Source organism: Olleya sp. NP1-10, assembly GCF_055804415.1.
In genome coordinates this window covers 2,747,516-2,770,264 of record NZ_CM147840.1, presented here as the reverse complement: position 1 = coordinate 2,770,264, position 22,749 = coordinate 2,747,516, and the positions used below count along the sequence as shown (strand labels likewise).

The following is a 22,749-nucleotide window of genomic DNA, read 5'->3' as shown; positions in this document are numbered from 1 at the left end:
TAATCAGATAAATTATCTATTGTTAATTACTTTATTAAGTCAGTGTTTCATTTTTTAATGTGTTATATTATATTAGCACAGTATCTCTAAATTGCACCAAAACCATATGTCAGAACAAACTAAATATACCGAAGACAATATACGATCACTAGACTGGAAAGAGCATATACGTATGCGTCCTGGTATGTATATTGGTAAACTTGGTGATGGTTCGTCTCCCGATGATGGTATATATATCCTTGTAAAAGAGGTGTTAGACAACTCGATTGATGAGTTTGTTATGGGAGCAGGTAAGACCATCGAGATTTCTATTCAAGGTACTAAAGTTATTGTACGAGATTATGGTCGTGGTATTCCTTTAGGTAAAGTGGTAGACGTTGTATCTAAAATGAATACAGGTGGAAAGTATGATAGTAAAGCCTTTAAAAAATCTGTTGGATTAAATGGTGTAGGTACTAAAGCTGTAAATGCTTTGTCTTCTTATTTTAGAGTAGAATCTTCAAGAGATGGTAAAAGTGCTTCTGCTGACTTTGAGCAAGGTAACCTTGTAAATCAAGAATTTTTAGAAGAAACCAGTCGACGTAAAGGTACCAAAGTATCTTTTGTTCCTGATGATTTAATATTTAAAAACTACAAATTTAGAGCAGAATATGTAGTTAAAATGCTTAAAAACTATGTCTATTTAAATCCAGGTTTAACCATCGTTTTTAATGGAGAGAAATTTTATAGCGAAAACGGTTTAAAGGATTTATTAGCCGAAAAAATAGCTGAAACCGACCTGTTATATCCTATCATTCATTTACGAGGTGATGATATTGAAGTAGCAATTACACATAGTAAAACACAGTATAGTGAAGAGTATAATAGTTTTGTAAACGGACAAAATACCACTCAAGGTGGTACGCACTTAAATGCCTTCAGAGAAGGTTTAGTTAAAACTATTAGAGACTTTTTTGGTAAACAATATGATGCCTCAGATATACGTAAATCTGTAGTTAGTGCTGTCGCAATAAAGGTAATGGAGCCTGTTTTTGAAAGTCAAACCAAAACAAAATTAGGATCTACAGATATGGGAGGAGAGCTTCCAACTGTACGTACTTATGTAACAGACTTTTTAAAAACGTATTTAGATAATTATCTGCATAAAAATCCAGAAACTGCAGACAAGTTACAACGTAAAATATTACAGGCCGAAAGAGAGCGTAAAGAGCTATCAGGAATACGTAAATTAGCTAAAGATAGAGCTAAAAAAGCCAGTTTACATAACAAAAAATTACGTGATTGTCGTGTACATTTTGGAGACACAAAAAATGAACGCAACTTAGAAAGTACACTGTTTATAACAGAGGGAGACTCTGCATCAGGTAGTATAACAAAATCTAGAGATGTTAATACACAAGCGGTTTTTAGTCTTAAAGGAAAACCTTTAAACTGTTATGGTTTAACAAAAAAGATTGTGTACGAAAATGAAGAGTTTAACTTACTTCAAGCAGCTTTAAATATTGAAGAATCCTTAGAGGACTTAAGATATAATAACGTAGTAATAGCAACAGATGCCGATGTCGATGGAATGCACATTAGGTTATTATTAATAACCTTCTTTTTACAATTTTTTCCAGAAGTCATTAAAGAAGGACATTTATATATTTTACAAACTCCATTATTTAGAGTTCGTAATAAAAAAGAAACCATCTATTGTTACTCTGAACAAGAACGTGTAGATGCAATTGAAAAATTGAAACCTAAACCAGAAATTACTCGATTTAAAGGATTAGGTGAAATTAGTCCAGACGAATTTGTACATTTTATTGGTGAAGATATTAGATTAGATCCAGTAATGTTGGATGATAATATGTCTATTGAAGAACTGTTATCCTTTTACATGGGAAAAAACACGCCTAAAAGACAAGAATTTATAATAGATAATCTTAAAGTAGAACTTGATTTAATTGAGGAAAGTAAATAAATGGCAGAAGACAACGACGACCTAACCAACGACAATTTAGATAATATAGAAAACCAAGAGCCTCAAGAAACCATTACCAGAATTACTGGTATGTATAAAGAGTGGTTTTTAGATTACGCATCCTATGTGATTCTAGAACGTGCAGTACCAGCTATTGAAGATGGTTTTAAACCTGTACAACGTCGTATCATGCATTCAATGAAGGATTTAGATGATGGACGTTACAATAAAGTAGCAAACATTGTAGGTCACACCATGCAGTATCATCCACATGGTGATGCTAGTATTGCTGATGCTATGGTCCAAATTGGTCAAAAAGATTTACTTATAGATACTCAAGGAAACTGGGGAAATATCTTAACAGGAGATCGTGCTGCAGCCTCAAGATATATTGAAGCCAGAATATCAAAATTTGGTTTAGACGTTGTTTATAATCCTAAAATTACTGAGTGGCAAGCCTCTTATGATGGTCGTCGTAAAGAGCCTGTAAATTTACCAGTAATGTTTCCGTTATTGTTAGCTCAAGGTGGAGAAGGTATTGCAGTAGGTTTATCAACCAAAATATTACCTCATAATTTTATTGAGCTTATTGATGCTTCTGTAAAGCATCTTCAAGGTAAACGTTTTACATTAGTACCAGATTTTCCAACAGGAGGAATTGCTGATTGTAGTCAATATAATGATGGATTACGTGGTGGAAAAATACGTTGTCGTGCCAAGATTAATCAATTAGATAAAAATACTTTAGTGATAAATGAGTTGCCTTTTGGGACAACAACATCATCATTAATAGATTCTATTTTAAAGGCTAACGACAAAGGAAAAATAAAAATTAAAAAAATTGAAGATAATACATCTGCTGAAGTAGAAATATTAATTCATTTACCTTCAGGATTATCTCCAGACAAAACTATAGATGCTTTATATGCCTTTACTGCATGCGAGTCTTCAATTTCGCCTTTAGGTTGTGTTATTGAAGATAATAAACCACTATTTATAGGTGTTACAGACATGTTACGTCGTAGTACAGATAACACAGTTCAGTTATTAAAACAGGAACTAGAAATTAAGCTTGGAGAGTTTGAAGAGCAATGGCATTTTGCGAGTTTAGAGCGTATTTTTATCGAAAATCGTATCTATCGTGATATTGAAGAAGAAGAAACTTGGGAAGGCGTAATTGAAGCTATAGATAAAGGTTTAAAACCTCACATTAAGCATTTAAAACGTGCTGTTACTGTTGAAGATATAACACGATTGACAGAAATTCGTATTAAACGTATTTCAAAGTTTGATATTGATAAAGCTCAACAAAAAATTGATGCTTTAGAAGAGCAAATTGCCGAAGTAAAACACCATTTAGCAAATTTAATAGAGTATGCAATTGCGTATTTTACTAGATTAAAAAAGGAATATGGCGAAGGTAGAGAGCGTAAAACAGAATTGCGTGCTTTTGAGGATGTAGATGCTACCAAGGTGGTTATACGTAACACAAAATTATACGTTAATAGGGCAGAAGGCTTCTTAGGTACGTCTTTGCGTCGTGACGAATATGTTTGTGATTGTAGTGATATTGATGATATTATTGCTTTTACTGCAGATGGTAAAATGATGGTTACTAAAGTGGATAGCAAAACCTTTATTGGTAAAAATATTATCCACGTAGCGGTCTTTAAAAAGAAAGATAAACGTACCATTTATAACATGATTTATCGTGATGGAAGTAAAGGTCCATCCTATGTTAAGCGTTTTGCTGTAACTGCAATGACACGTGATAAACTTTACGATTTAACCAATGGTAATAAAGGGTCTAAAGCTTGGTATTTTTCTGCTAATCCTAATGGTGAAGCAGAAGTAGTGGCAATAAGTTTACGTCAAGTTGGAAGTGTTAAAAAGTTGAAATGGGATTTAGATTTTGCTGATATTTTAATTAAAGGACGTGCTTCTAAAGGTAATTTGGTAACTAAATATGCTATCAAATCTGTTGACTTAAAAGAGAAAGGAATTTCTACATTAAAACCTCGTAAAATTTGGTTTGACGAGACTGTACAACGTATTAATGTTGATGGAAGAGGAGAGCTTATTGGCGAATTTAAAGGAGAGGATAAGCTGTTGCTAATTAATCAAAAAGGTATCGTAAAAACAGTAACTCCAGAAGTGACTTTACACTTTGATAGTGATATGATTATCATGGAAAAATGGATACCCAAAAAACCAATTTCCGCAGTATATTTTGATGGAGATAAAGAACGATATTACGTAAAACGTTTTTTAATTGAAAATGAAAATAAAGAAGAATTATTTATAACCGATCATCCTAACTCGCAATTAGAAATTGTTTCTACCGATTGGATACCAGTCGCTGAAATAGTATTTTCAAAAGAAAGAGGTAAAGATAGAAAGGATAATGAAGAGGTGAATTTAGAGGAATTTATTGCTATTAAAGGGATTTCTGCTTTAGGAAACCAATTAACTAAAGATAAAGTAAATGCCATTAATTTATTAGATCCAATACCTTTTGAATCACCAGAAGAAATTTCAGCTGAAACAGTTGAAGTGGTTGATGAAGAAGTAATTTCTGATAAAAAAGAAAATAATTCTGATACTAATAATTCTGAAGAAAAAGAGACTAAATCTAATGATAGTCAGGATGGTAGTTCAGACGATAAAGGTCAGGCTAGTTTGTTTTAATTGTTAAGTAAATCATAAAATGTTAAATATTTAAAACCTTGTTTTTGTTGTTTACGTAAGTACAGCAAAACCAATAAATATTTAACTTTTATGAAAACAACAAGATTAACAAAGACCACAATTTTTTCTCTATTTGCAACTTTTTCATTGTTATCATGCAGTGATGATGATGATAATTCTGTAGCTATGGATGATCAACCAGCAGCTTCCGTACAATTATATGCTTCAAATAATTCTGACGGAAATATTACCATTTATGATGTAACAGATCAAAATTCAGTTGCAACTTCCACTTTAGTAACTGCAAGCTTAGCAGCAGATGGAGTATATTATAATCAAGATGAAGATTTTTTACTACAAGCATCAAGGTCAGATTTAGGTTTAGAAGGTTACAATGCTACAAGTATTTTAACTTCTGGAACCACAATAGAAGTAGATGCAGACGGAACAAATGATATGGAGAGTCCTAGGGAAGTAGCAGTTAACGGTAATTTAATTGTTGTTGCAGATAATGCAGATGTAGATGGTGATACTACTACACCAGATGGACGACTTTTTATTTACAGTAAATCAGGTAATACTATAACTTTAAGAAACACTATAATAACAGATTTTAAACTTTGGGGTATTACCTTTAAAGGTGATGATTTGTATGCTATAGTTGATGCTACAAATCAATTAGCAGTATTTACAGACTTCTTAAATAATACAACAGATATGTCATTAAGCGCCACAAAAACGATAGCTGTTGAAGGTATAGTTAGAACTCATGGTTTGACTTATGATACACAATCAGACGTTATGATTTTGACTGATATTGGAGAAGCCTCAAATGGTCAAGATGATGGAGGCTTTCATTATATAGAAGGTTTTACAAATAAATTTAACACGCTTTCAGAAGGAGAAACTTTAGCTTTAGATCAGCAGGTTAGAGTTTCTGGATCAGCAACATTAATGGGTAATCCAGTAGATGTAGCTTACGACGCAACAACACAAACGGTTTATATTGCAGAAGCAGGTAATAGTGGAGGCCAAATTTTAGCTTTCAATAATTTTGAAACAGGAGGTAATATTGCTCCTTTTATAAATAATAGTTTGGCAGCTGCTTCATCAGTCTATTTATCAAAGTAATCTTAGCATAAGATATAAAAAAAGCCATCCTTTCGGATGGCTTTTTTTATTTTTTCTTGCTAATTTTCTGATTTAAAAACTCAACAAATAAAGAAAAAGCAATAGCAAAATATAAATAACCTTTAGGTATTGCTCCAACTGTATTACCAAAAAATGTAGTGTGCGATAAGTGACCAGCTTCTGTAATTAACATAAAACCAATTAAAATTAAAAACGATAACCCTAATATTTGTATACTAGGATTACTCTCTATAAAGCGTCTAATTTTATTAGCAAAAGAAATCATTATTATTATAGAAATTATAACTGCAACGATCATTAAAATTAAGTTGTAATTATGGTTTTCTGATAATCCATTAGTCATACCAACAGCTGTTAAAATAGAGTCTATTGAAAATATAAAATCTATAATTAAAATCTGAACTACTGCTTGTTGTAAGGACTTAATTACTTTTCCTTTAACTTGGTCTTCATCATGCTTAGGTGTATCAACTTTTTCTCTAATTTCAGAAGTTGACTTGTATATTAAAAACAGTCCTCCAAAAAATAATATTAAAGCTTGCCAACTTAACTCAAGATGCATCCAGTCTAAATCTAGCTTATAAAAAGGCTCTGATAATCCAACTAAAAATGATACAAAAAACAATAGTATTATACGTTGGACCATTGCTAACAACAATCCAATATTAGTGACTTTACTACGTTGCTCTTCTGGTAATTTGTTTGCAGCAATAGAGATGAATACAATATTATCTATTCCTAAAATTATTTCAAGAAAAGTTAAGGTAAGCAAGGCAAATATGGCATCACTTGAAGTAAAAAAATCTAACATAATTTATTGTTTTATATAAGCAGTTCCTTTTTGTTTATTTGTTTCACCTACATATGAATATTCAAAAGTATAAGAAGAATCTGTTGTGGTTAAAATTTTAAGATGAACATCTTTGCGTTCAGCCATGTTTTTAGGATTAATAGTTTTGTAAATCACTTCACAATCATTGACCCATCTTACTTGTGTACTATCAATTTTGCCATCATAAGTTTCAATTTGTAAACTGTCATTTCTAGTAAAATTAGATTTATAGATAATATCTCCAATTTTCACTTCACTATAAAATTGTCCTGTTTTAAAAGTTTTACAATCTCTTTCAATAGTGTAGCAGTTAAAAAATGTAGTTAGTAATAGTAGGTATAAAAATTTTATTTTCATCAAAAAACGGTTTACTACAAAATTAATCAAATGTTTGCTTATTTAACTAAAAAAGCAACCTTTCTATAAATCGCGTATTTGAAAAATTTATGTACCTAACATCAAATTCGTAAAATTTGAAAAAATCAATTTATCTAGTAAAAAGTATATTTCTACTTAAAAAAAGAGAAATAGCTTCGATTTTTTAAAATTGAAAATTTTTAGATAATATTTAAAATTAATTTCAATTTTCATAATTAGAAAAACTACCATCAGAATAAAAAATGACAATGCGATCAATTTTTTTCCTTTTGAAATATTAGGATTTAAATTTTGAAAAGCTTCAATATTTTTTAATTCTGGATTTTTAGGAATTTCTGAATCTAAGTTTTCAGAATTAGTGAATAAGTCCTGATCCAGTTTTTTTGGAGTAGGAGGTTTTTCGATTTTTGGAACTGATATACTTTTTGGAAAATGTCCTTTTCCATTCATCAACCAATATAACTCTACTTCAGGAAAAGTGTCTAATACCTTCAAAACAAATTCTAAACTTGGTTTGTTTCTACCTGATAATATATGTGAAATACTAGAGCGTTGTACACCTACTTTTTCAGCAAAAGAAGAGGCGCTTTCACTGTAATAATCGATGACTTTTTGAAGTCTTTTAGAAAATTCTGCATTGTTTATCATGTGATACAAATGTAAACAATTGAATCAAATAAACAATGTTACAATTGTAAAAAGAGGTGTTTGTTTTACAATTAAAGCTGTTTATAAGGTGGTTTTTTAATAAAGTATAACTTTAAATTATAGTTTATAAATACTTGATTTAAAATATTTTATAGATTAATAAATCTGATTTGTAATTATTTGTGTTTTAAGCACTTATTTTATTGCGCTTTGAATAGTAATTCGTTTACAAAAGTAAATTACAAATGTAAAACACTATGTTTACAAATGTAAATAACTAAAGTGTTACATTTGTAAACGAAATAAACACCTATGGATAATACACTTTTAAATACTTTATATGATACGTATAAAGAACCCAAAATTTTTGGTCGATATATTACCTTAAAAGACCTTATTCCGTTAATGGATAAACTGTCCGATGTTTTTACAATTGATTGTATTGGTCAGTCAGTATTGGGTAAAAATATTAATACCATAACTTTAGGTAAAGGACCAAAAAAATCTTGATGTGGTCTCAAATGCATGGTAACGAGTCTACAACTACTAAAGCTTGTTTTGACCTTTTAAATACCATATATGATGGTCAGTTAAAGTCTGTTTTAGATAAATGTACTATTAAAATCATCCCAATGCTTAATCCAGATGGATCTGAAGCTTATACTAGACTAAATGCTAATCAAGTAGATTTAAATCGTGACGCACAAGATTTAACTCAACCAGAAAGCCAAGTATTACAAGACTGTTATGCTACTTTTAAACCTGACTTTTGTCTTAATTTACATGGTCAGCGTACTTTATTTAGTGCTGGACAAACCAGCAATATAGCTACATTATCTTTTTTATCACCAGCTGCCGATGTTGATCGTAGCTTAACCTTAGCAAGGAAACAAGCTATGGAAGTTATTAACGCTATAAACCATACGCTTCAATTGGATTTACCAGACCAAATAGGACGTTATGACGATGGTTTTAATATAAACTGTGTTGGAGATACGTTTCAAAACTTAAGCACACCTACGGTCTTATTTGAGGCTGGTCATTATAAAGATGATTATGATAGGGAAGAGGTAAGGCGATTTGTTTTTAAATCTTTAGTAGTGACATTAAATTACATTGCAAACCATGACGTTACTGGTAAAAATCATCAAGATTATTTTAAAATTCCAGAAAACGGAAAGCTTTTTTATGATATAATAATTAAAAATGCACTATTTGATAAAGGTGTTTTTGATATTGGAATTAACTATCAAGAACGATTAATTGATAAGCAACTAAAATTTATTCCTAAAATTATAGCTATTGAGGATTTGTCAAAATTCCATGCTCATAAAGTGCTGATTGTTAATAATAGTAAGGTTTTTACTTCAAATAATGAAGTTGTGTCAATTAACAACGAAATCGATTTCGTAATCGTAAACAATGTGAAATTATCATTAAATCTTTAAAATTCTTAAATTTTAATATAGATAATTCATTAAAAATGTTTTAATTTTGTTTATTATTTAATAAAAACACAAAATGGCAAAGTTTAAATTGGATGAAATTGATCATCAAATTCTTGATATGTTAATCGAAAACACAAGAGTACCTTTTACTGATATCGCAAAAAAATTATTGATTTCTGCTGGTACAGTTCATGTTAGAGTAAAGAAAATGGAAGATGCAGGAATAATCAAAGGGTCGTCATTGACTTTAGATTATAAAAAACTTGGGTATTCATTTATTGCTTATGTTGGTGTTTTTCTTCAAAACACGTCTAAAACATCATTTGTTTTAGAGCGTATTAGTGAGATACCTTATGTAACTGTTGCACATGTAACAACAGGTAAATTTAATATCTTTTGTAAGATTAGAGCAAGAAATACAGAGCATGCAAAGGACGTTATCTTTATGTTAGATGACATTGAAGGTGTGTACAGAACAGAAACTATGATTTCTTTAGACGAGAGTATAAACGACAAAAAACGTTTAATGCACAGTATTTTTAACGATTTGTAAGTCGTTTTAAATTATTACAACTTTAGAAAACGCTTCATTTTTGAAGCGTTTTTTGTTTAATTTACTTAAAATTCAATTTATGACAATTTTAGATTTAAAAAATGACGAGTATATTCCTTATTTTAAAGGTTATATAGATTTAGCTGTTGATATAGAATTAGTTCCTGGTTTGATTTCGGGTTTAAATACTAATCTAGACTTTTATAAGTCAATTATAGAATCTAAATTGGATTACAGGTATGCTGAAGGAAAATGGACTATAAAAGAGATTATAAGTCATTTAATTGATACAGAGCGTATTTTTTGTTATCGTGCGCTACGTTTTGCTAGACAAGACAAAACAGCTTTATTAGGTTTTAATGAAAATGACTATGTTGACGTGTCAAAAGCATCTAATCGTTCTTTAGATAGCTTGTTAGAGGAGTATGAGAGTGTGAGGCAAGCAACTTTAACATTGTTTAAAAGTTTTGATGTTCAAACTTTAAAAAGTAAAGGGATTGCTGGAGCAGGAGAGGTGTCTGTAAGAGCTTTAGGGTTTTTAATTATTGGTCATGAAATACATCATAATAGCGTTATAAAAAGACTTTACTTATAATTATTCCTCTTCACTGTCTAGTGTTTTGTCTTCTATTTCTGTGATGATATGTCCATTATCATTGGTCTTAAAGACTTCTGAATTGTCAAAATTTGTCATAGTGTAATGCAGTTTACTGCTGACTTTAACAAGGTAAATAGTGTCGTTTGTTTTGACTTCAACAGCTTCAATGGTCTCATTTCTATGATTATCAAAGGTTATAATGTCATTATCACCATAACCATCAGGAAATTTTGAGGTTAACAGATTGAGTACTTCTGGAGTCAATTTTTTGTAATCTACAATAACTTTTCGCATACCAATTTAGTTTAAATTAACTGATTGGAGAGTCTTGCAATTTTTGCAATTACTTAAAATTACAATTTTTTGTAATACAAAAGTGTTAATTATTGTAAAACTTAAACGATTTGATTATCAGTTCATTAGTTGTGGTTTGATTGATTTTTGGATCGCCTATACTATTTAATAATACAAAGTTAATATTACCTTTTACATTTTTCTTATCAAACTTCATTAGCTCGATAATAGGAAGGTAGTCTTCTTCAGGAATTTCAACTTTACCATAAACCTTTATGGTGTTTTCTTTTATAAGTTGCATTTTATCTTCCGGAAAATCTAATAATTGATTAGATAGATAAGTTTCTAAAATCATACCAATAGCTATAGCTTCTCCGTGTAATAAAGCTTTAGATTCATGGTTTAAATAAAACGACTCAATTGCATGACCTAGCGTGTGTCCAAAATTAAGAGATTTTCTTAAATTTTGTTCAGTAGGATCTTGTTCAACAATATCTTTTTTGATTAAAATCGAATCATAAATTAACTGATCTAAATCTTCAAGTGTTAGTTTAGATAATGTTGATAAATCATTGTAGTATAATTCATTGTGTATTAATCCATGTTTAAGCATTTCGGCTAATCCAGATCTCATTTCTCGACTTGATAATGTAGATAAATAGTCTGTATCTACTAATACCATATTTGGTGTTTTTATAATCCCAACTTGGTTTTTTATAGCACCTAAATCCACGCCATTTTTTCCTCCAATTGACGCGTCAACCATAGATAAAAGAGTTGTAGGGATATTTATAAAGTCAATACCTCTTTGATATGTACAGGCAACAAAACCACCTAAATCAGTAACGACTCCACCACCCAAATTTAGCATTAAGGATTTACGGTCTGCACCTAACTCAGATAAAGTTTGCCAAACACCTAAACAAGTCTCGATAGTTTTATGTTGTTCTCCTGCTTCAATCTCAATAACTTCTATAGTTAATTCTGTATTTAACTGAGATAAAAGTTTGGGTAAACAAAGATCAGAAGTATTACTATCTACTAGTATAAAAATGTTTGAAAACGTATTGTTTTGAATGTAATTGCTTAAGGATGAATAGCAATCTGAGTTAAACTGAATACTATAGTCTTGAGTTGTAATTGGAGTCATGAAAAACTTGAAAACGTTAAGCTGTAAAATTAATGGTTTTTTTAAAAACTATTGGTAATACATAGTATATTTGTTTCGTCTTAAAAAATATAAATATGATAAAGGACTCTTTTTTTGAAAATACAGAAGTGGCTTTTAGATTAAAAAGTGATTCGGAATTAGAACGAGCTTACTTTTTATTTAAAATGATTTCTAATCAACCGCTTGTTAGAATTGGTACAGCTGCTACTAATTTTGCTTTAAAAGCTCATTTGCCTGTAGAAGGTTTAATACGTGCTACTGTATTTGATCATTTTTGTGGAGGTGTTAATGAAGATGACTGTTTAAGTGTTATAGACAAAATGTATACAGCAGGTGTTTGTTCTGTTTTGGATTATTCTGTCGAAGGAAAAGCGGTTGAAAATCAATTTGATTCTGCTAAAGAAAAAATCATCAAACTAGTTCATTTTTGTGATGAAAAAGAAGCGATGCCAATAGTTGTATTTAAGCCAACTGGTTTAGGACGTTTTTATTTGTTTCAGAAAAAAGGGGAAGGGAAATCTTTTACTAACGAAGAAGCTGCGGAATGGAGTAGGATTGTAGAGCGTTATCATGCTATATGTAAGTTAGCCAAAGCTAAAGATGTGGAGGTTTTAATTGATGGTGAAGAAAGCTGGATGCAAGAGGCTGCAGATGAGCTAGCTGAAGACATGATGAAAGTTTATAATACAGGTAAACCAATTGTGTATAATACGCTTCAAACTTATAGACATGATAGACTTGAATATTTAAAAGCATCGAATGAAAGAGCTAAACAAGGTAGATATACGTTAGGGTATAAAATTGTACGTGGTGCTTACATGGAAAAAGAGCGTGAGCGTGCGCTTGAAAAAGGGTATGATTCACCAATATGTAAAGATAAAATTACTACTGACAAAAATTTTAACAATTGCCTATTATATATACTAGAGAACTTAAGTGATATTTCAATTTTTGTAGGAACACATAACGAAGAAAGTACTTATTTAGCCATGAAAATAATGGATGAACTAGGTATAGATAAAAAAGATAATCGCGTGTGGTTTGGTCAGTTATACGGAATGAGTGATCATATTAGTTTTAATTTGGCAGCTCAAGGATATAATGTTGCAAAGTATTTGCCATTTGGACCTGTTAAAGATGTGATGCCATACTTAATTAGACGTGCAGAAGAAAATACATCTGTTGCAGGACAAACAGGTCGCGAGTTAACTTTGTTGAAAGCAGAACGTAAACGCAGAAAGAGTAAATAGAAGTATTTACTCTTAATTTTGGATTTGTTTTTTTAGATTTTATTAATCTAATTGTTTAATAGATTGCATTGTGGCAATACTATCGCAATTTTGAACTAATAATTCAAATTGTTTTTTGTCTTTTGTAGTTCCAGAAATATAGTAAATCCCACAAGGTTCTTGTCTTGGTTGACTTTTAGAAAAGTCAACACCTCCTTCTTTTAATAAATAACTAATAGCAGCTGTGTCAATAGTCTTTGTAGCAAGAATAGTTTTGCTGGCTTCGGAAAACTGAAGTGTTTTAGTTCTTATGCTTTTTAATACACGACCTTCAGGACCGTAATTATACTCGCAAGAAACACCTCTTCCGTTTAAAAAAAGGCTAGTAATACTAATCCTATTGCAAAACCTCCTAAATAATAGCCAATACGTTGTAATATTTTCATTTTAAATTTTTTCGAACTGCAAATTTAAAATATTAAAAGGTTAATATCACTATGTTTTAAGTCAAACCATTCTCCAACTGCACGATTTGTTAAAATTCCGTGGTAAAAATAGAGTCCGTTTTTTAAACCTTTATCAAATCTAATAGCGTGTTCAAGCCCACCATTATCTGCTATTTCTAATAAATATGGTGTAAAAATATTACTTATAGAAGCAGAAGCAGTTCTAGAATATCTTGCAGGAATATTTGGTACACAATAATGTATAACTCCGTTCTTTCTAAAAGTTGGGTTATTGTGTGATGTGACTTCGCTAGTTTCAAAACATCCACCCATATCAATACTAACATCAATAATTACAGATCCTTTTTTCATAGTTTCAACCATAGTTTCGGATACAATAATAGGGGCTCTGTCTTTGCCTCTTACAGCGCCAATAACTACATCGCAACGCTTTAAAGCTTTGCCTAAGTATTTTGGTTGTAAAGTTGATGTGTAAATTGTACGACCTAAATTAGCTTGTAAACAACGTAGTTTTGTAATAGAATTGTCAAAAACCTTAATGTTTGCACCAAGTCCAATAGCACTTCTTGCTGCAAACTCTCCAACAGTTCCTGCACCAAGTATTACTACTTCTATTGGAGGAACACCACTAATATTACCAAACATTAATCCGTTACCATTGCTAGAATTGCTTAATAATTCAGATGCAATTAATACAGATGCAGTTCCTGCAATTTCGCTTAATGCTCTAACTGCAGGATAAGCACCATCTTCATCACGAATAAATTCAAAAGCCAAAGCTGTGATACGTTTTGATGCTAATTTTTCAAAATATTTTTTTGATTGTGTTTTAAGTTGTAGTGCAGATATTAGAGTAGTTTGTGGATTTATTAAGTTTAATTCTTCTAGAGTAGGAGGTTCAACTTTTAAAATCATAGGACAAGAGTACACCTTTGCGGTGTCTTTGGTAACTTCAGCTCCAGCTTCGCTGTAATCTTTGTCACTAAAATTAGCGCCTTTACCAGCTTCTGACTCTATAAGTACACGATGACCATTGCTTACAATTGCAGATACAGCATCTGGAGTAAGGCAAACACGTTTTTCTTGAAAAGCTGTTTCTTTGGGGATTCCTATAAAAAGACTGCTTTTGTGCTTAAAAATCTCTAAAGTTTCTTCTTGAGGGATTAATTCTGCTTTAGAAAATGGAGACAGTGGTTTGGACATAATTTAGTTGATTTTTAAAACAACAAATTACAAAATTATTGCAACTTATTGTACTAAAAATAAAGTCTTATTTTTTCCCACAGGTTGGTCGGTTTTCTTAACAAATCTTCCTCTTGTTGTTGTAGTGTCAAGTTAGATTTATTTTTGGTTGTTTTTATTTTAAATTTTATAGCTGTATTTAGGAGATTGTTTAGCATGTTTAGGGTAGTGGGTTATTAATTATAGGTAATAGGCTAGTTAAAAATATTGCCTGATTTTCCCCCAAAGTGTTTTTGGTTTTATGGTTAGTTCATCTTCTAAATCTTGAAGCGATTTGTTTACTGTATTTATTTTGTTAAAAATCCTTGCTCTAACTAAATAGATAGATGGGATTACTATAGCCATCATGATTACTAGATACAAAAATTGGTTTGTATCTACATATTTTAAATCCTCGTTTATTACAGTAGCAAATTGAAAAAAATACATGATTATAGGTATTAATAATGCATGGTACCACCAATGGCGACAGGTGAAAAACCAGATTATTAATAAATATAATGGTACAAATTTTCCAATAATAGTCCATATTCCTACTTGAGCGCTCAAGTAGTATTTACTATCGTAATTAAACAAAAAAGTATTCCAAATTTTCACGTCTGGAACACTTTCATAGTAATAGAAAATATATGGGGTTATAGCTATAAATGTAGCTATAATACTACCTATTATAAAAGATTTATTATCCGTGAGTTGGGATTTTGATTCTATTTCTGTCAATTTCTGTTGTTTGTTGTTCATTTAAATCAATAAGATTTGACGCTTGTGCAGAGAATATTACTCCACCAAAAATAGCAATCACTATTACATATTTTTTAGTTCTCATTTTAGTAGGGATTAAATTAGTTTACATCTCGAATTTAGATAAAAAGTTAATTCAAAAACCTGTTAAATGTTAAAAATATGTTAAAAAATGACTTTTTTGAATTTTTCACTGTGGTTAAAACCGCAATTGATTGTAAAAACACTTTTTTTGAAAGACAAAAGTGCTGATTTTAGCTAAAATTTTCTAAGGTTAGGTAACGTGTAGATTTTTCTGACAGTTTAATGCGGATAATACTATAGCTGTCTTGAATTAAAGGTTTTAATAGTTCTGGCCATTCTACCAACACATAATTATTATTGTAAAGGTAAGTGTCAATACCAAAGTCGTACAACTCCGTTTCGTCTTCTATCCTATAAAGGTCAAAATGATAAATAGTATCATTTTGACCTTTGTATTCATTTACTAAAGAAAAAGTAGGGCTACTAACATTGTCAATACTTCCTAAAAGTTTAACTAAGGTTTTAATAAGTGTGGTTTTTCCAACACCCATTTCTCCTTCAAATAATATTGTTTTGGAAGTAGCAGTTTCTAAAACTTGTTTAGCAACAGCTTCTACATTCTCTAAGTTATAGTTTATATCCACTTTTTTAAGCAAAAATAGTTTATTTAGGATTTAATACAACAAAAGGTATTATCATTTCTTCTAAAGACACACCTCCATGTTGGTAGGTGTTGCGATAATAGCTAACATAGTGGTTGTAATTATTAGGGTAAGCAAAAAACAAATCGTTTTTAGCAAATATAAACGAGCTATTCATGTTAATGGTTGGAAGATGTATTGATTTTGGGTCTTTAGCAGCCAAAACATCTTTGTTTTCATAACTTAAACTACGTCCTGTTTTATAACGTAAATTTAAACTTGTATCTCTGTCTCCAATAACTTTAGATGGATTTTTCACATTGATAGTACCATGGTCTGTAGTGATAATTAATTTAAAGCCTAATTGTTGAGCTTGCTGTATCATTTCAAGCAAAGGAGAGTTTTTAAACCAACTTTGGGTTAAACTTCTATAAGCTTTATCGTTTGATGCTAATTCTTTTACGACATCCATCTCTGTTTTGCTGTGTGATAACATGTCAACAAAATTATAAACAACTACGGTTAAGTCATTATCTTTAAGTCCTTTGAAGTTGTCTGCTAATTTTTTTCCTGCAGCTAGATTTGTAATTTTATAATACTCATGCTTAAGTTTTGTTAAACCTAAACGTTTCATTTGTGCATTTAAAAAATCGGCTTCATGAAGATTTTTCCCGCCTTCGTCAGTATCGTTTTTCCAATATTCAGGATGTAAACTTTCCATGTCTCTTGGCATTAATCCAGAGAATATGGCATTTCTAGCATATTGTGTTGCTGTTGGAAGTATGCTGTAAAAAGCTTCTTCTTTTGTTTTTTTGTAATGGTTATTTACAAAAGGTTCAAAAGCTTTCCATTGATCATAACGTAAATTGTCAACAACAACAAGCAGTGTTGGTTGCTCTTTACTAAGTTCTGGTGCAATTTTTTCTCTAAATAATGTATGTGATAAAGTAGGAGCGTCTGTATTTGGCTCAAACCAAGACGGATAATGTTTATCTATAAATTTCCCGAATTGAGTATTGGCTTCGTTTTTTTGTGATTCTAAAATTTCAAACATGCTAGGATCTTCAATATCTTCTAGTTGAATTTCCCAATAAATTAATTTTTTGTATAAATCTGCCCATTCTTCATAACTATTGACCATAGCCATGTCCATTGCTATTTTTCGGAATTCTTGTTGGTAATTAGAGGTCGTTTTTTCAGACACTAATCTAGAATGGTCTAAATTCTTTTTAAGACTTAAAAGTATTTGGTTTGGGTTTACAGGTTTTATAAGGTAATCGGCTATTTTATTACCTATAGCTTCTTCCATAATGTATTCTTCTTCACTTTTAGTAATCATTACTACTGGAAGTGTGTCTTGCTTTTCTTTAATTTCATGTAGTGTTTCCAAGCCTGTTAATCCTGGCATGTTTTCGTCTAAAAAAACAATATCAAATTTTTTGTCGTCCAGAATTTCTATGGCTTCTGTACCGCTATTACAGGTTGTGACATTGTAATTTTTTTCTCTAAAAACAGGATATGAGGTTTTAGTAAATCAATTTCGTCGTCAACCCAAAGAATATTTATATTGTTCATGTATATTTGTGTATATTAATTAAATAAAGGCTTAAGCTTGAAACCAAGTAACAAACTTAAAATATTAAACGACCCAATTTACGGATTTATTACTATTCCAAATTCTATAATTTTTGATTTAATTGAGCATCCTTTTTTCAAAGACTTAGAAGGATCTCACAAATGGGATTATCATATCTAGTGTATCCAGGTGCGCATCATACAAGATTTCATCATGCCATTGGTTGTATGCATCTAATGCAAAAAGCAATACAAGTACTTAGATTTAAAGGGGTTAAGATTTCTGAAGAAGAAGAAAAAGCGCTATGTATAGCTATTTTGCTACATGATATTGGTCATGGCCCTTTTAGTCATGCAATGGAGCATAGTATAGTTAGTGGTGTTTCTCATGAAGAGATTTCGTCATTATTCATGCAAGAACTAAATGCAGAATTTAACGACGATTTAACACTAGCCATCCAAATCTTTAAAGGACAGTACCATCGTAAGTTTATGTTACAACTTATATCAAGTCAAATTGATATGGATCGTGCAGATTATTTAAAGCGTGATAGTTTTTACACAGGTGTGTCTGAAGGTAATATAAATAGCGAGCGTCTGATTACCATGTTACATGTAAAAGACGACCAATTAGTTATTGAAGATAAAGGTATTTATAGTATCGAAAAATTTTTAGTAGCCAGACGTTTAATGTATTGGCAAGTGTATTTACATAAAACAAGCTTAGTCGCAGAGCAATTATTGATTAGAGTATTAAAAAGAGCTAAAGAATTAGTTAAAAGTGGAGTGAAATTACAAGCTAGTAAACCATTATCCTTCTTTTTAGAAAATGAAATCACTTTAAATGAATTTAACTCAGGTTGTCTTGAAACCTTTGCAAAATTAGATGATTATGATATTGTTTCAGCAATGAAAAATTGGCAATATCATGATGATTTTGTGCTAAAAAATCTTTGCGATATGATAATTAATAGACATTTATTAAAGGTTAAGATAAAAAAGAAACCTATAAAGCAAAGTATACTAGATAATCATAAAAAAACGTTGCAACAAAAACATAGTATTTCAGATCATGAAGCTAATTATTTTGTCTTTACCGGACAAATAAGTAATCAAGCTTATACTAGAAAAAAACAAAATATAAATATTTTATACAAAAACGGTAAAGTAGAGGATATAGTTAAGGCTTCAGACCAACTAAATTTAAAAGCACTGTCAAAAACAGTGACTAAATATTATATATGTTATCCAAAAGACAAACTTTAGTACATTTTTTCTATTTTTGCTAATAATGAAATTTACAGCAGAACAAATCGCTGGTATTTTAGATGGTGTCGTAGAGGGTAATCCTCAGGCAGAGGTATCTAAATTATCAAAAATAGAAGAAGGAGTAGAAGGTGCTTTAACCTTTTTAGCTAATCCTAAATACACACCTTATATTTATACCACAAAAGCAACAATAGCTATTGTTGGTAAAGACTTTGTGCCAGAACAAGATATAACTTGTACGCTAATTAAAGTAGAAGATGCTTATAAGTCATTTTCAAAATTATTAGAATACTATAATCAAGTTAAGTTAAATAAGTTTGGTATAGAGCAACCAACATCTATATCAGATTCGGCTAAAATCGGAAAGGATATTTATATTGGTGCATTTACCGTAGTAGGTGATAATGTAACAATAGGTGATAATGTTAAGATTTTTCCTAACAGTTATATTGGTGACAATGTAATAATACAGGACAATACAGTTGTATTTTCTGGAGCAAAAATTTATTCAGATTGTGTTATTGGAAAAAATTGTGTTATAAATTCTGGAGCAATAATTGGTGCAGATGGATTTGGTTTTGCTCCAAATGAAAACGGAGAATATAGTAAAGTACCACAAATCGGTAACGTTATACTGGAAGACTTTGTAGATGTTGGTGCAGCTACCACTATAGATAGAGCTACTTTAGGCTCTACAATTATACGAAAAGGTGTAAAGTTGGATAATCAAATTCAGATAGCACACAATGTTGAGATTGGTAAAAACACTGTTATTGCTGCTCAAACAGGTATAGCGGGTTCTACCAAAATTGGTGAAAATTGCCAAATTGGTGGACAGGTTGGTATTGTAGGACACATTGTTATTGGTAATAATGTAAAAATACAAGCACAATCAGGAATAGGACGTAATGTTAAAGACAACGAGGTACTTCAAGGTTCTCCAGCTTTATCTTATGGAGATTATAATAAATCCTATGTATATTTTAAAAACTTACCAAAATTGGTAAAAACTATAAACGAATTAGAAAAAAAGGAAATGGGAATAGTTAGTACTGACATAAAGCAAAAAACAATTCAAAAGGAAATATCCTTAACAGGAGTTGGCTTACATACAGGAAAAGAGGTAACATTAACTTTTAAACCAGCTTCAGAAAACTCAGGATTTGCTTTTAAACGTATTGATTTAGAAGGGACTCCTGTAATTGAAGCAGATGCAAACTATGTAACTAGCACACAGCGTGGTACTTGTTTAGAAAAAAACGGAGTAACTATTCAAACTTGTGAGCATGTATTAGCTGCATTAATTGGTTTAGATATTGACAATGCCATCTTAGAATTAGACAACTCTGAGCCACCAATTATGGATGGTTCATCAAAGTTTTTTGTAGAAGCTATTGAAAAAGCAGGTATCCAAGAACAAGAAGCTTTCAGAGAGGTTTATGAGGTTACCGATGTTATATCTTATACAGACGAAGAATCGGGAAGTGAGATTTTAGTCATGCCTTCTAAAGAGTATCAAGTAACAACAATGGTTGATTTTGGTACAAAAGTTTTAGGAACTCAAAATGCAACTTTAAATAAAATATCTAACTTTAAAAAGGATATATCAGACTCTAGGACTTTTAGTTTTTTACATGAATTAGAAGCATTACTAGAGCATGGTTTGATTAAAGGAGGTGATTTAAATAATGCCATAGTATATGTAGATAAAGAATTATCCGATTCTACTATGGAAAAACTTAAAGAAGCATTTAATAAAGAGGCTATATCAGTTAAACCTAATGGAATTTTAGATAATTTAACTTTGCATTATCCAAACGAAGCAGCTAGACATAAATTATTAGATGTTATTGGTGATTTAGCTTTAATCGGTACACGTATTAGAGGTAAAGTTATAGCTAATAAACCAGGACATTTTGTAAACACACAGTTTGCAAAAAAAATGTCTAAACTTATTAAAAACGAAAGACGTAATAACGTACCAAATATTGATTTAAACCAAACACCAGTTATGGATGTAAATCAAATTATGGATATGTTACCACATAGACAACCTTTTTTATTACTTGATAAAGTTTTTGAATTATCTGAAAACAAAGTTATAGGAATGAAAAATGTGACCATGAATGAAGAATTTTTTAAAGGTCACTTTCCAGGAGCTCCAGTAATGCCAGGAGTTTTAATAGTGGAAGCTATGGCACAAACAGGAGGTATTTTAGTACTTAGTACTGTTCCTGATCCAGAAAATTACTTGACATTTTTCATGAAAATGGATAAAGTTAAATTTAAGCAAAAAGTAGTACCAGGAGATACATTAATCTTCAAATGCTCGTTAATAACACCAATAAGACGTGGTATTTGCCATATGCAAGGTTACGCTTATGCAAATGGTAAATTATGTGCCGAAGCCGAATTAATGGCACAAATAACTAAAGTAAAATAATACAATAAAAAATGAACCAACCTTTAGCATACGTACATCCAGGTGCGAAAATTGCCAAAAATGTGGTTATTGAACCATTCACAACCATTAGTAATAATGTAATTATTGGAGAAGGCACATGGATAGGTAGTAACGTCACTATAATGGAAGGCGCAAGAATCGGAAAAAATTGTAATATTTTTCCAGGCTCAGTGATTTCTGCAGTACCACAAGACCTTAAATATAACGATGAAGACACATTAACTATAATAGGTGATAATGTAACCATTAGAGAATGTGTGACTATAAACAGAGGAACAACAGACCGAATGAAAACGGTTGTTGGTGATAATTGTTTAATAATGGCTTATTGTCACATTGCACATGACTGTATTGTGGGTAATAACTGTATCTTTTCTAATAACAGTACATTAGCAGGGCATATCAATATTGGAGATTATGTTGTGCTTGCAGGTATGACAGCTGTACACCAATTTTGTTCAGTAGGTAGTCATGCTTTTGTAACAGGAGGATCTTTGGTGCGTAAAGATGTACCACCTTTTGTAAAAGCAGGTAGAGAGCCTTTGTCTTACGTAGGTATTAATTCTGTTGGATTAAGACGTAGAGGGTATTCCACTGAGAAAATTAGAGAAATTCAAGATATATTTAGAATATTATATCAAAAAAACTATAATAATACACAAGCAGCAGCTATTATTGAAGCAGAAATGGAAGCGACAACGGAGCGTGACGAGATACTTCAATTTATCAAAAACTCTCATAGAGGTATTATGAAAGGTTATTTTAAATCAAATTAAAAATTAAAACAAAATTATAAAATGGTTACAACATCAGATATTAGAAACGGATTATGCTTAAGATATAATAATGATATCTATAAAATAATTGAATTTTTACATGTAAAACCAGGTAAAGGTCCAGCTTTTGTTAGAACAAAATTAAAAAGTGTAACTAACGGTAAAGTTATTGATAACACATTTTCAGCAGGTCACAAATTAGAAGATGTTAGAGTAGAAACTCATAAATTTCAATATTTATATAATGATGGTGAATTTTACCATTTTATGAATGAAGCTGATTATACTCAAATTAGATTATTAGAAGCAGCTTTAGATCGTCCAGAATTAATGAAAGAAGGAGAAGTTGTAACTGTAATTATAAATACAGAAGATAATAGTCCTTTATCAGTAGAATTACCTGCAAGTGTTGTTTTAGAAATTACAGCTACAGAACCAGGAGTTAAAGGGAATACTGCAACTAATGCTACAAAACCAGCAACAGTTGAAACAGGAGCTATTGTTAATGTACCTTTATTTATAAATGAAGGAGATAAAATTAAAGTAGAAACTGTAAAAGGGACTTATAAAGAACGTGTTAAAGAATAGTTAGT

The 22,749-nt window shown here is 30.7% G+C and carries 19 protein-coding genes and 4 pseudogenes; 13 read left to right on the top strand and 10 right to left on the bottom strand.

All coding sequences use genetic code 11. The features are described from left to right. The first annotated feature begins 106 nt into the window (after nucleotides 1-106). From AC0L4B_RS12970 to AC0L4B_RS12960, 3 genes are all read left to right on the top strand, one after another. Entirely contained in the window at nucleotides 107-1,966 is a 1,860-nt protein-coding gene (locus AC0L4B_RS12970; RefSeq protein WP_473437288.1) for a DNA topoisomerase IV subunit B, read from the top strand. Continuing rightward, nucleotides 1,967-4,654 carry a DNA gyrase/topoisomerase IV subunit A gene (locus tag AC0L4B_RS12965; protein WP_473437287.1) on the top strand — a complete coding sequence of 896 codons (2,688 nt, stop codon included), beginning with the start codon at nucleotides 1,967-1,969 and terminating at the stop codon, nucleotides 4,652-4,654. A 90-nt stretch (nucleotides 4,655-4,744) separates the two neighbouring features. Next, the gene (locus tag AC0L4B_RS12960) at nucleotides 4,745-5,785 is read left to right on the top strand and encodes a hypothetical protein (RefSeq protein WP_473437286.1); all 1,041 of its coding nucleotides are present in this window, start codon (nucleotides 4,745-4,747) and stop codon (nucleotides 5,783-5,785) included. A gap of 46 nt (nucleotides 5,786-5,831) precedes the next feature. Here AC0L4B_RS12960 and AC0L4B_RS12955 read toward each other — a convergent pair whose 3' ends face one another. The 3 genes and pseudogenes from AC0L4B_RS12955 to AC0L4B_RS12945 form a co-directional block, all read right to left on the bottom strand. Next, a complete protein-coding gene (locus AC0L4B_RS12955; protein ID WP_473437285.1) occupies nucleotides 5,832-6,617 on the bottom strand; it encodes a TerC family protein in 786 nt (261 codons plus the stop codon). A gap of 3 nt (nucleotides 6,618-6,620) precedes the next feature. After that, nucleotides 6,621-6,995: a DNA topoisomerase IV gene (locus AC0L4B_RS12950; protein WP_473437284.1), complete on the bottom strand. Its 375-nt coding sequence runs from the start codon at nucleotides 6,993-6,995 to the stop codon at nucleotides 6,621-6,623. A 223-nt stretch (nucleotides 6,996-7,218) separates the two neighbouring features. Then, nucleotides 7,219-7,664: pseudogene (locus AC0L4B_RS12945) on the bottom strand (helix-turn-helix domain-containing protein). A gap of 312 nt (nucleotides 7,665-7,976) precedes the next feature. Between AC0L4B_RS12945 and AC0L4B_RS12940 the strand changes: the two are divergent. The 4 genes from AC0L4B_RS12940 to AC0L4B_RS12925 all read left to right on the top strand — a co-directional run bounded on the left by AC0L4B_RS12940 (nucleotide 7,977) and on the right by AC0L4B_RS12925 (nucleotide 10,260). Next, a complete protein-coding gene (locus tag AC0L4B_RS12940) occupies nucleotides 7,977-8,174 on the top strand; it encodes a hypothetical protein (protein WP_473437283.1) in 198 nt (65 codons plus the stop codon). Then, on the top strand, nucleotides 8,174-9,112 hold the full coding sequence (locus tag AC0L4B_RS12935; protein WP_473437282.1) for a M14 family zinc carboxypeptidase: 939 nt from the start codon (nucleotides 8,174-8,176) through the stop codon (nucleotides 9,110-9,112). The genes AC0L4B_RS12940 and AC0L4B_RS12935 overlap by 1 nt, the downstream gene beginning before the upstream one ends. Before the next feature lie 73 nt (nucleotides 9,113-9,185). After that, entirely contained in the window at nucleotides 9,186-9,665 is a 480-nt protein-coding gene (locus tag AC0L4B_RS12930; RefSeq protein ID WP_028289815.1) for an Lrp/AsnC family transcriptional regulator, read from the top strand. A gap of 79 nt (nucleotides 9,666-9,744) precedes the next feature. Then, nucleotides 9,745-10,260 carry a DinB family protein gene (locus AC0L4B_RS12925; RefSeq protein WP_473437281.1) on the top strand — a complete coding sequence of 172 codons (516 nt, stop codon included), beginning with the start codon at nucleotides 9,745-9,747 and terminating at the stop codon, nucleotides 10,258-10,260. Here AC0L4B_RS12925 and AC0L4B_RS12920 read toward each other — a convergent pair whose 3' ends face one another. Next, complete coding sequence (locus tag AC0L4B_RS12920) at nucleotides 10,261-10,557, bottom strand: hypothetical protein (RefSeq protein WP_473437280.1); 297 nt, start codon at nucleotides 10,555-10,557, stop codon at nucleotides 10,261-10,263. Between the two features lie 85 nt (nucleotides 10,558-10,642). Continuing rightward, a complete protein-coding gene (aroB, locus tag AC0L4B_RS12915) occupies nucleotides 10,643-11,707 on the bottom strand; it encodes a 3-dehydroquinate synthase (RefSeq protein ID WP_473437279.1) in 1,065 nt (354 codons plus the stop codon). A 95-nt stretch (nucleotides 11,708-11,802) separates the two neighbouring features. On the opposite strand from aroB, the gene AC0L4B_RS12910 reads away from it, so the two are divergent. Beyond that, complete coding sequence (locus AC0L4B_RS12910; protein ID WP_473437278.1) at nucleotides 11,803-12,978, top strand: proline dehydrogenase family protein; 1,176 nt, start codon at nucleotides 11,803-11,805, stop codon at nucleotides 12,976-12,978. Between the two features lie 449 nt (nucleotides 12,979-13,427). Here the strand turns inward: AC0L4B_RS12910 and AC0L4B_RS12905 are convergent, their stop codons facing one another. From AC0L4B_RS12905 to porX, 5 genes and pseudogenes are all read right to left on the bottom strand, one after another. Beyond that, nucleotides 13,428-14,627: an alanine dehydrogenase gene (locus tag AC0L4B_RS12905; RefSeq protein WP_473437277.1), complete on the bottom strand. Its 1,200-nt coding sequence runs from the start codon at nucleotides 14,625-14,627 to the stop codon at nucleotides 13,428-13,430. Nucleotides 14,628-14,864: 237 nt separating this feature from the next. Beyond that, on the bottom strand, nucleotides 14,865-15,386 hold the full coding sequence (locus AC0L4B_RS12900; protein ID WP_236011255.1) for a hypothetical protein: 522 nt from the start codon (nucleotides 15,384-15,386) through the stop codon (nucleotides 14,865-14,867). Then, a complete protein-coding gene (locus AC0L4B_RS12895) occupies nucleotides 15,349-15,492 on the bottom strand; it encodes a hypothetical protein (protein ID WP_473437276.1) in 144 nt (47 codons plus the stop codon). Before AC0L4B_RS12895 ends, AC0L4B_RS12900 begins: the two co-directional genes overlap by 38 nt. A 169-nt stretch (nucleotides 15,493-15,661) precedes the next feature. Beyond that, nucleotides 15,662-16,075 (bottom strand): tRNA (adenosine(37)-N6)-threonylcarbamoyltransferase complex ATPase subunit type 1 TsaE, encoded by a 414-nt coding sequence (tsaE, locus tag AC0L4B_RS12890; protein ID WP_473437275.1) that lies wholly within the window; start codon nucleotides 16,073-16,075, stop codon nucleotides 15,662-15,664. Nucleotides 16,076-16,094: 19 nt separating this feature from the next. Then, nucleotides 16,095-17,647: pseudogene (gene porX, locus AC0L4B_RS12885) on the bottom strand (T9SS response regulator signal transducer PorX). A gap of 37 nt (nucleotides 17,648-17,684) precedes the next feature. Between porX and AC0L4B_RS12880 the strand changes: the two are divergent. From AC0L4B_RS12880 to efp, 5 genes and pseudogenes are all read left to right on the top strand, one after another. Next, nucleotides 17,685-18,913 (top strand): annotated as a pseudogene (locus AC0L4B_RS12880) (HD domain-containing protein). Nucleotides 18,914-18,938: 25 nt separating this feature from the next. After that, nucleotides 18,939-19,937: pseudogene (lpxD, locus tag AC0L4B_RS12875) on the top strand (UDP-3-O-(3-hydroxymyristoyl)glucosamine N-acyltransferase); the annotation flags it as partial. 15 nt (nucleotides 19,938-19,952) lie between these two features. After that, nucleotides 19,953-21,359 carry a bifunctional UDP-3-O-[3-hydroxymyristoyl] N-acetylglucosamine deacetylase/3-hydroxyacyl-ACP dehydratase gene (locus AC0L4B_RS12870; RefSeq protein ID WP_473439445.1) on the top strand — a complete coding sequence of 469 codons (1,407 nt, stop codon included), beginning with the start codon at nucleotides 19,953-19,955 and terminating at the stop codon, nucleotides 21,357-21,359. Between the two features lie 11 nt (nucleotides 21,360-21,370). Next, a complete protein-coding gene (gene lpxA / locus AC0L4B_RS12865) occupies nucleotides 21,371-22,156 on the top strand; it encodes an acyl-ACP--UDP-N-acetylglucosamine O-acyltransferase (RefSeq protein ID WP_028289802.1) in 786 nt (261 codons plus the stop codon). Nucleotides 22,157-22,177: 21 nt separating this feature from the next. Next, the gene (gene efp / locus AC0L4B_RS12860; protein ID WP_028289801.1) at nucleotides 22,178-22,744 is read left to right on the top strand and encodes an elongation factor P; all 567 of its coding nucleotides are present in this window, start codon (nucleotides 22,178-22,180) and stop codon (nucleotides 22,742-22,744) included. Nucleotides 22,745-22,749 lie beyond the last annotated feature (5 nt).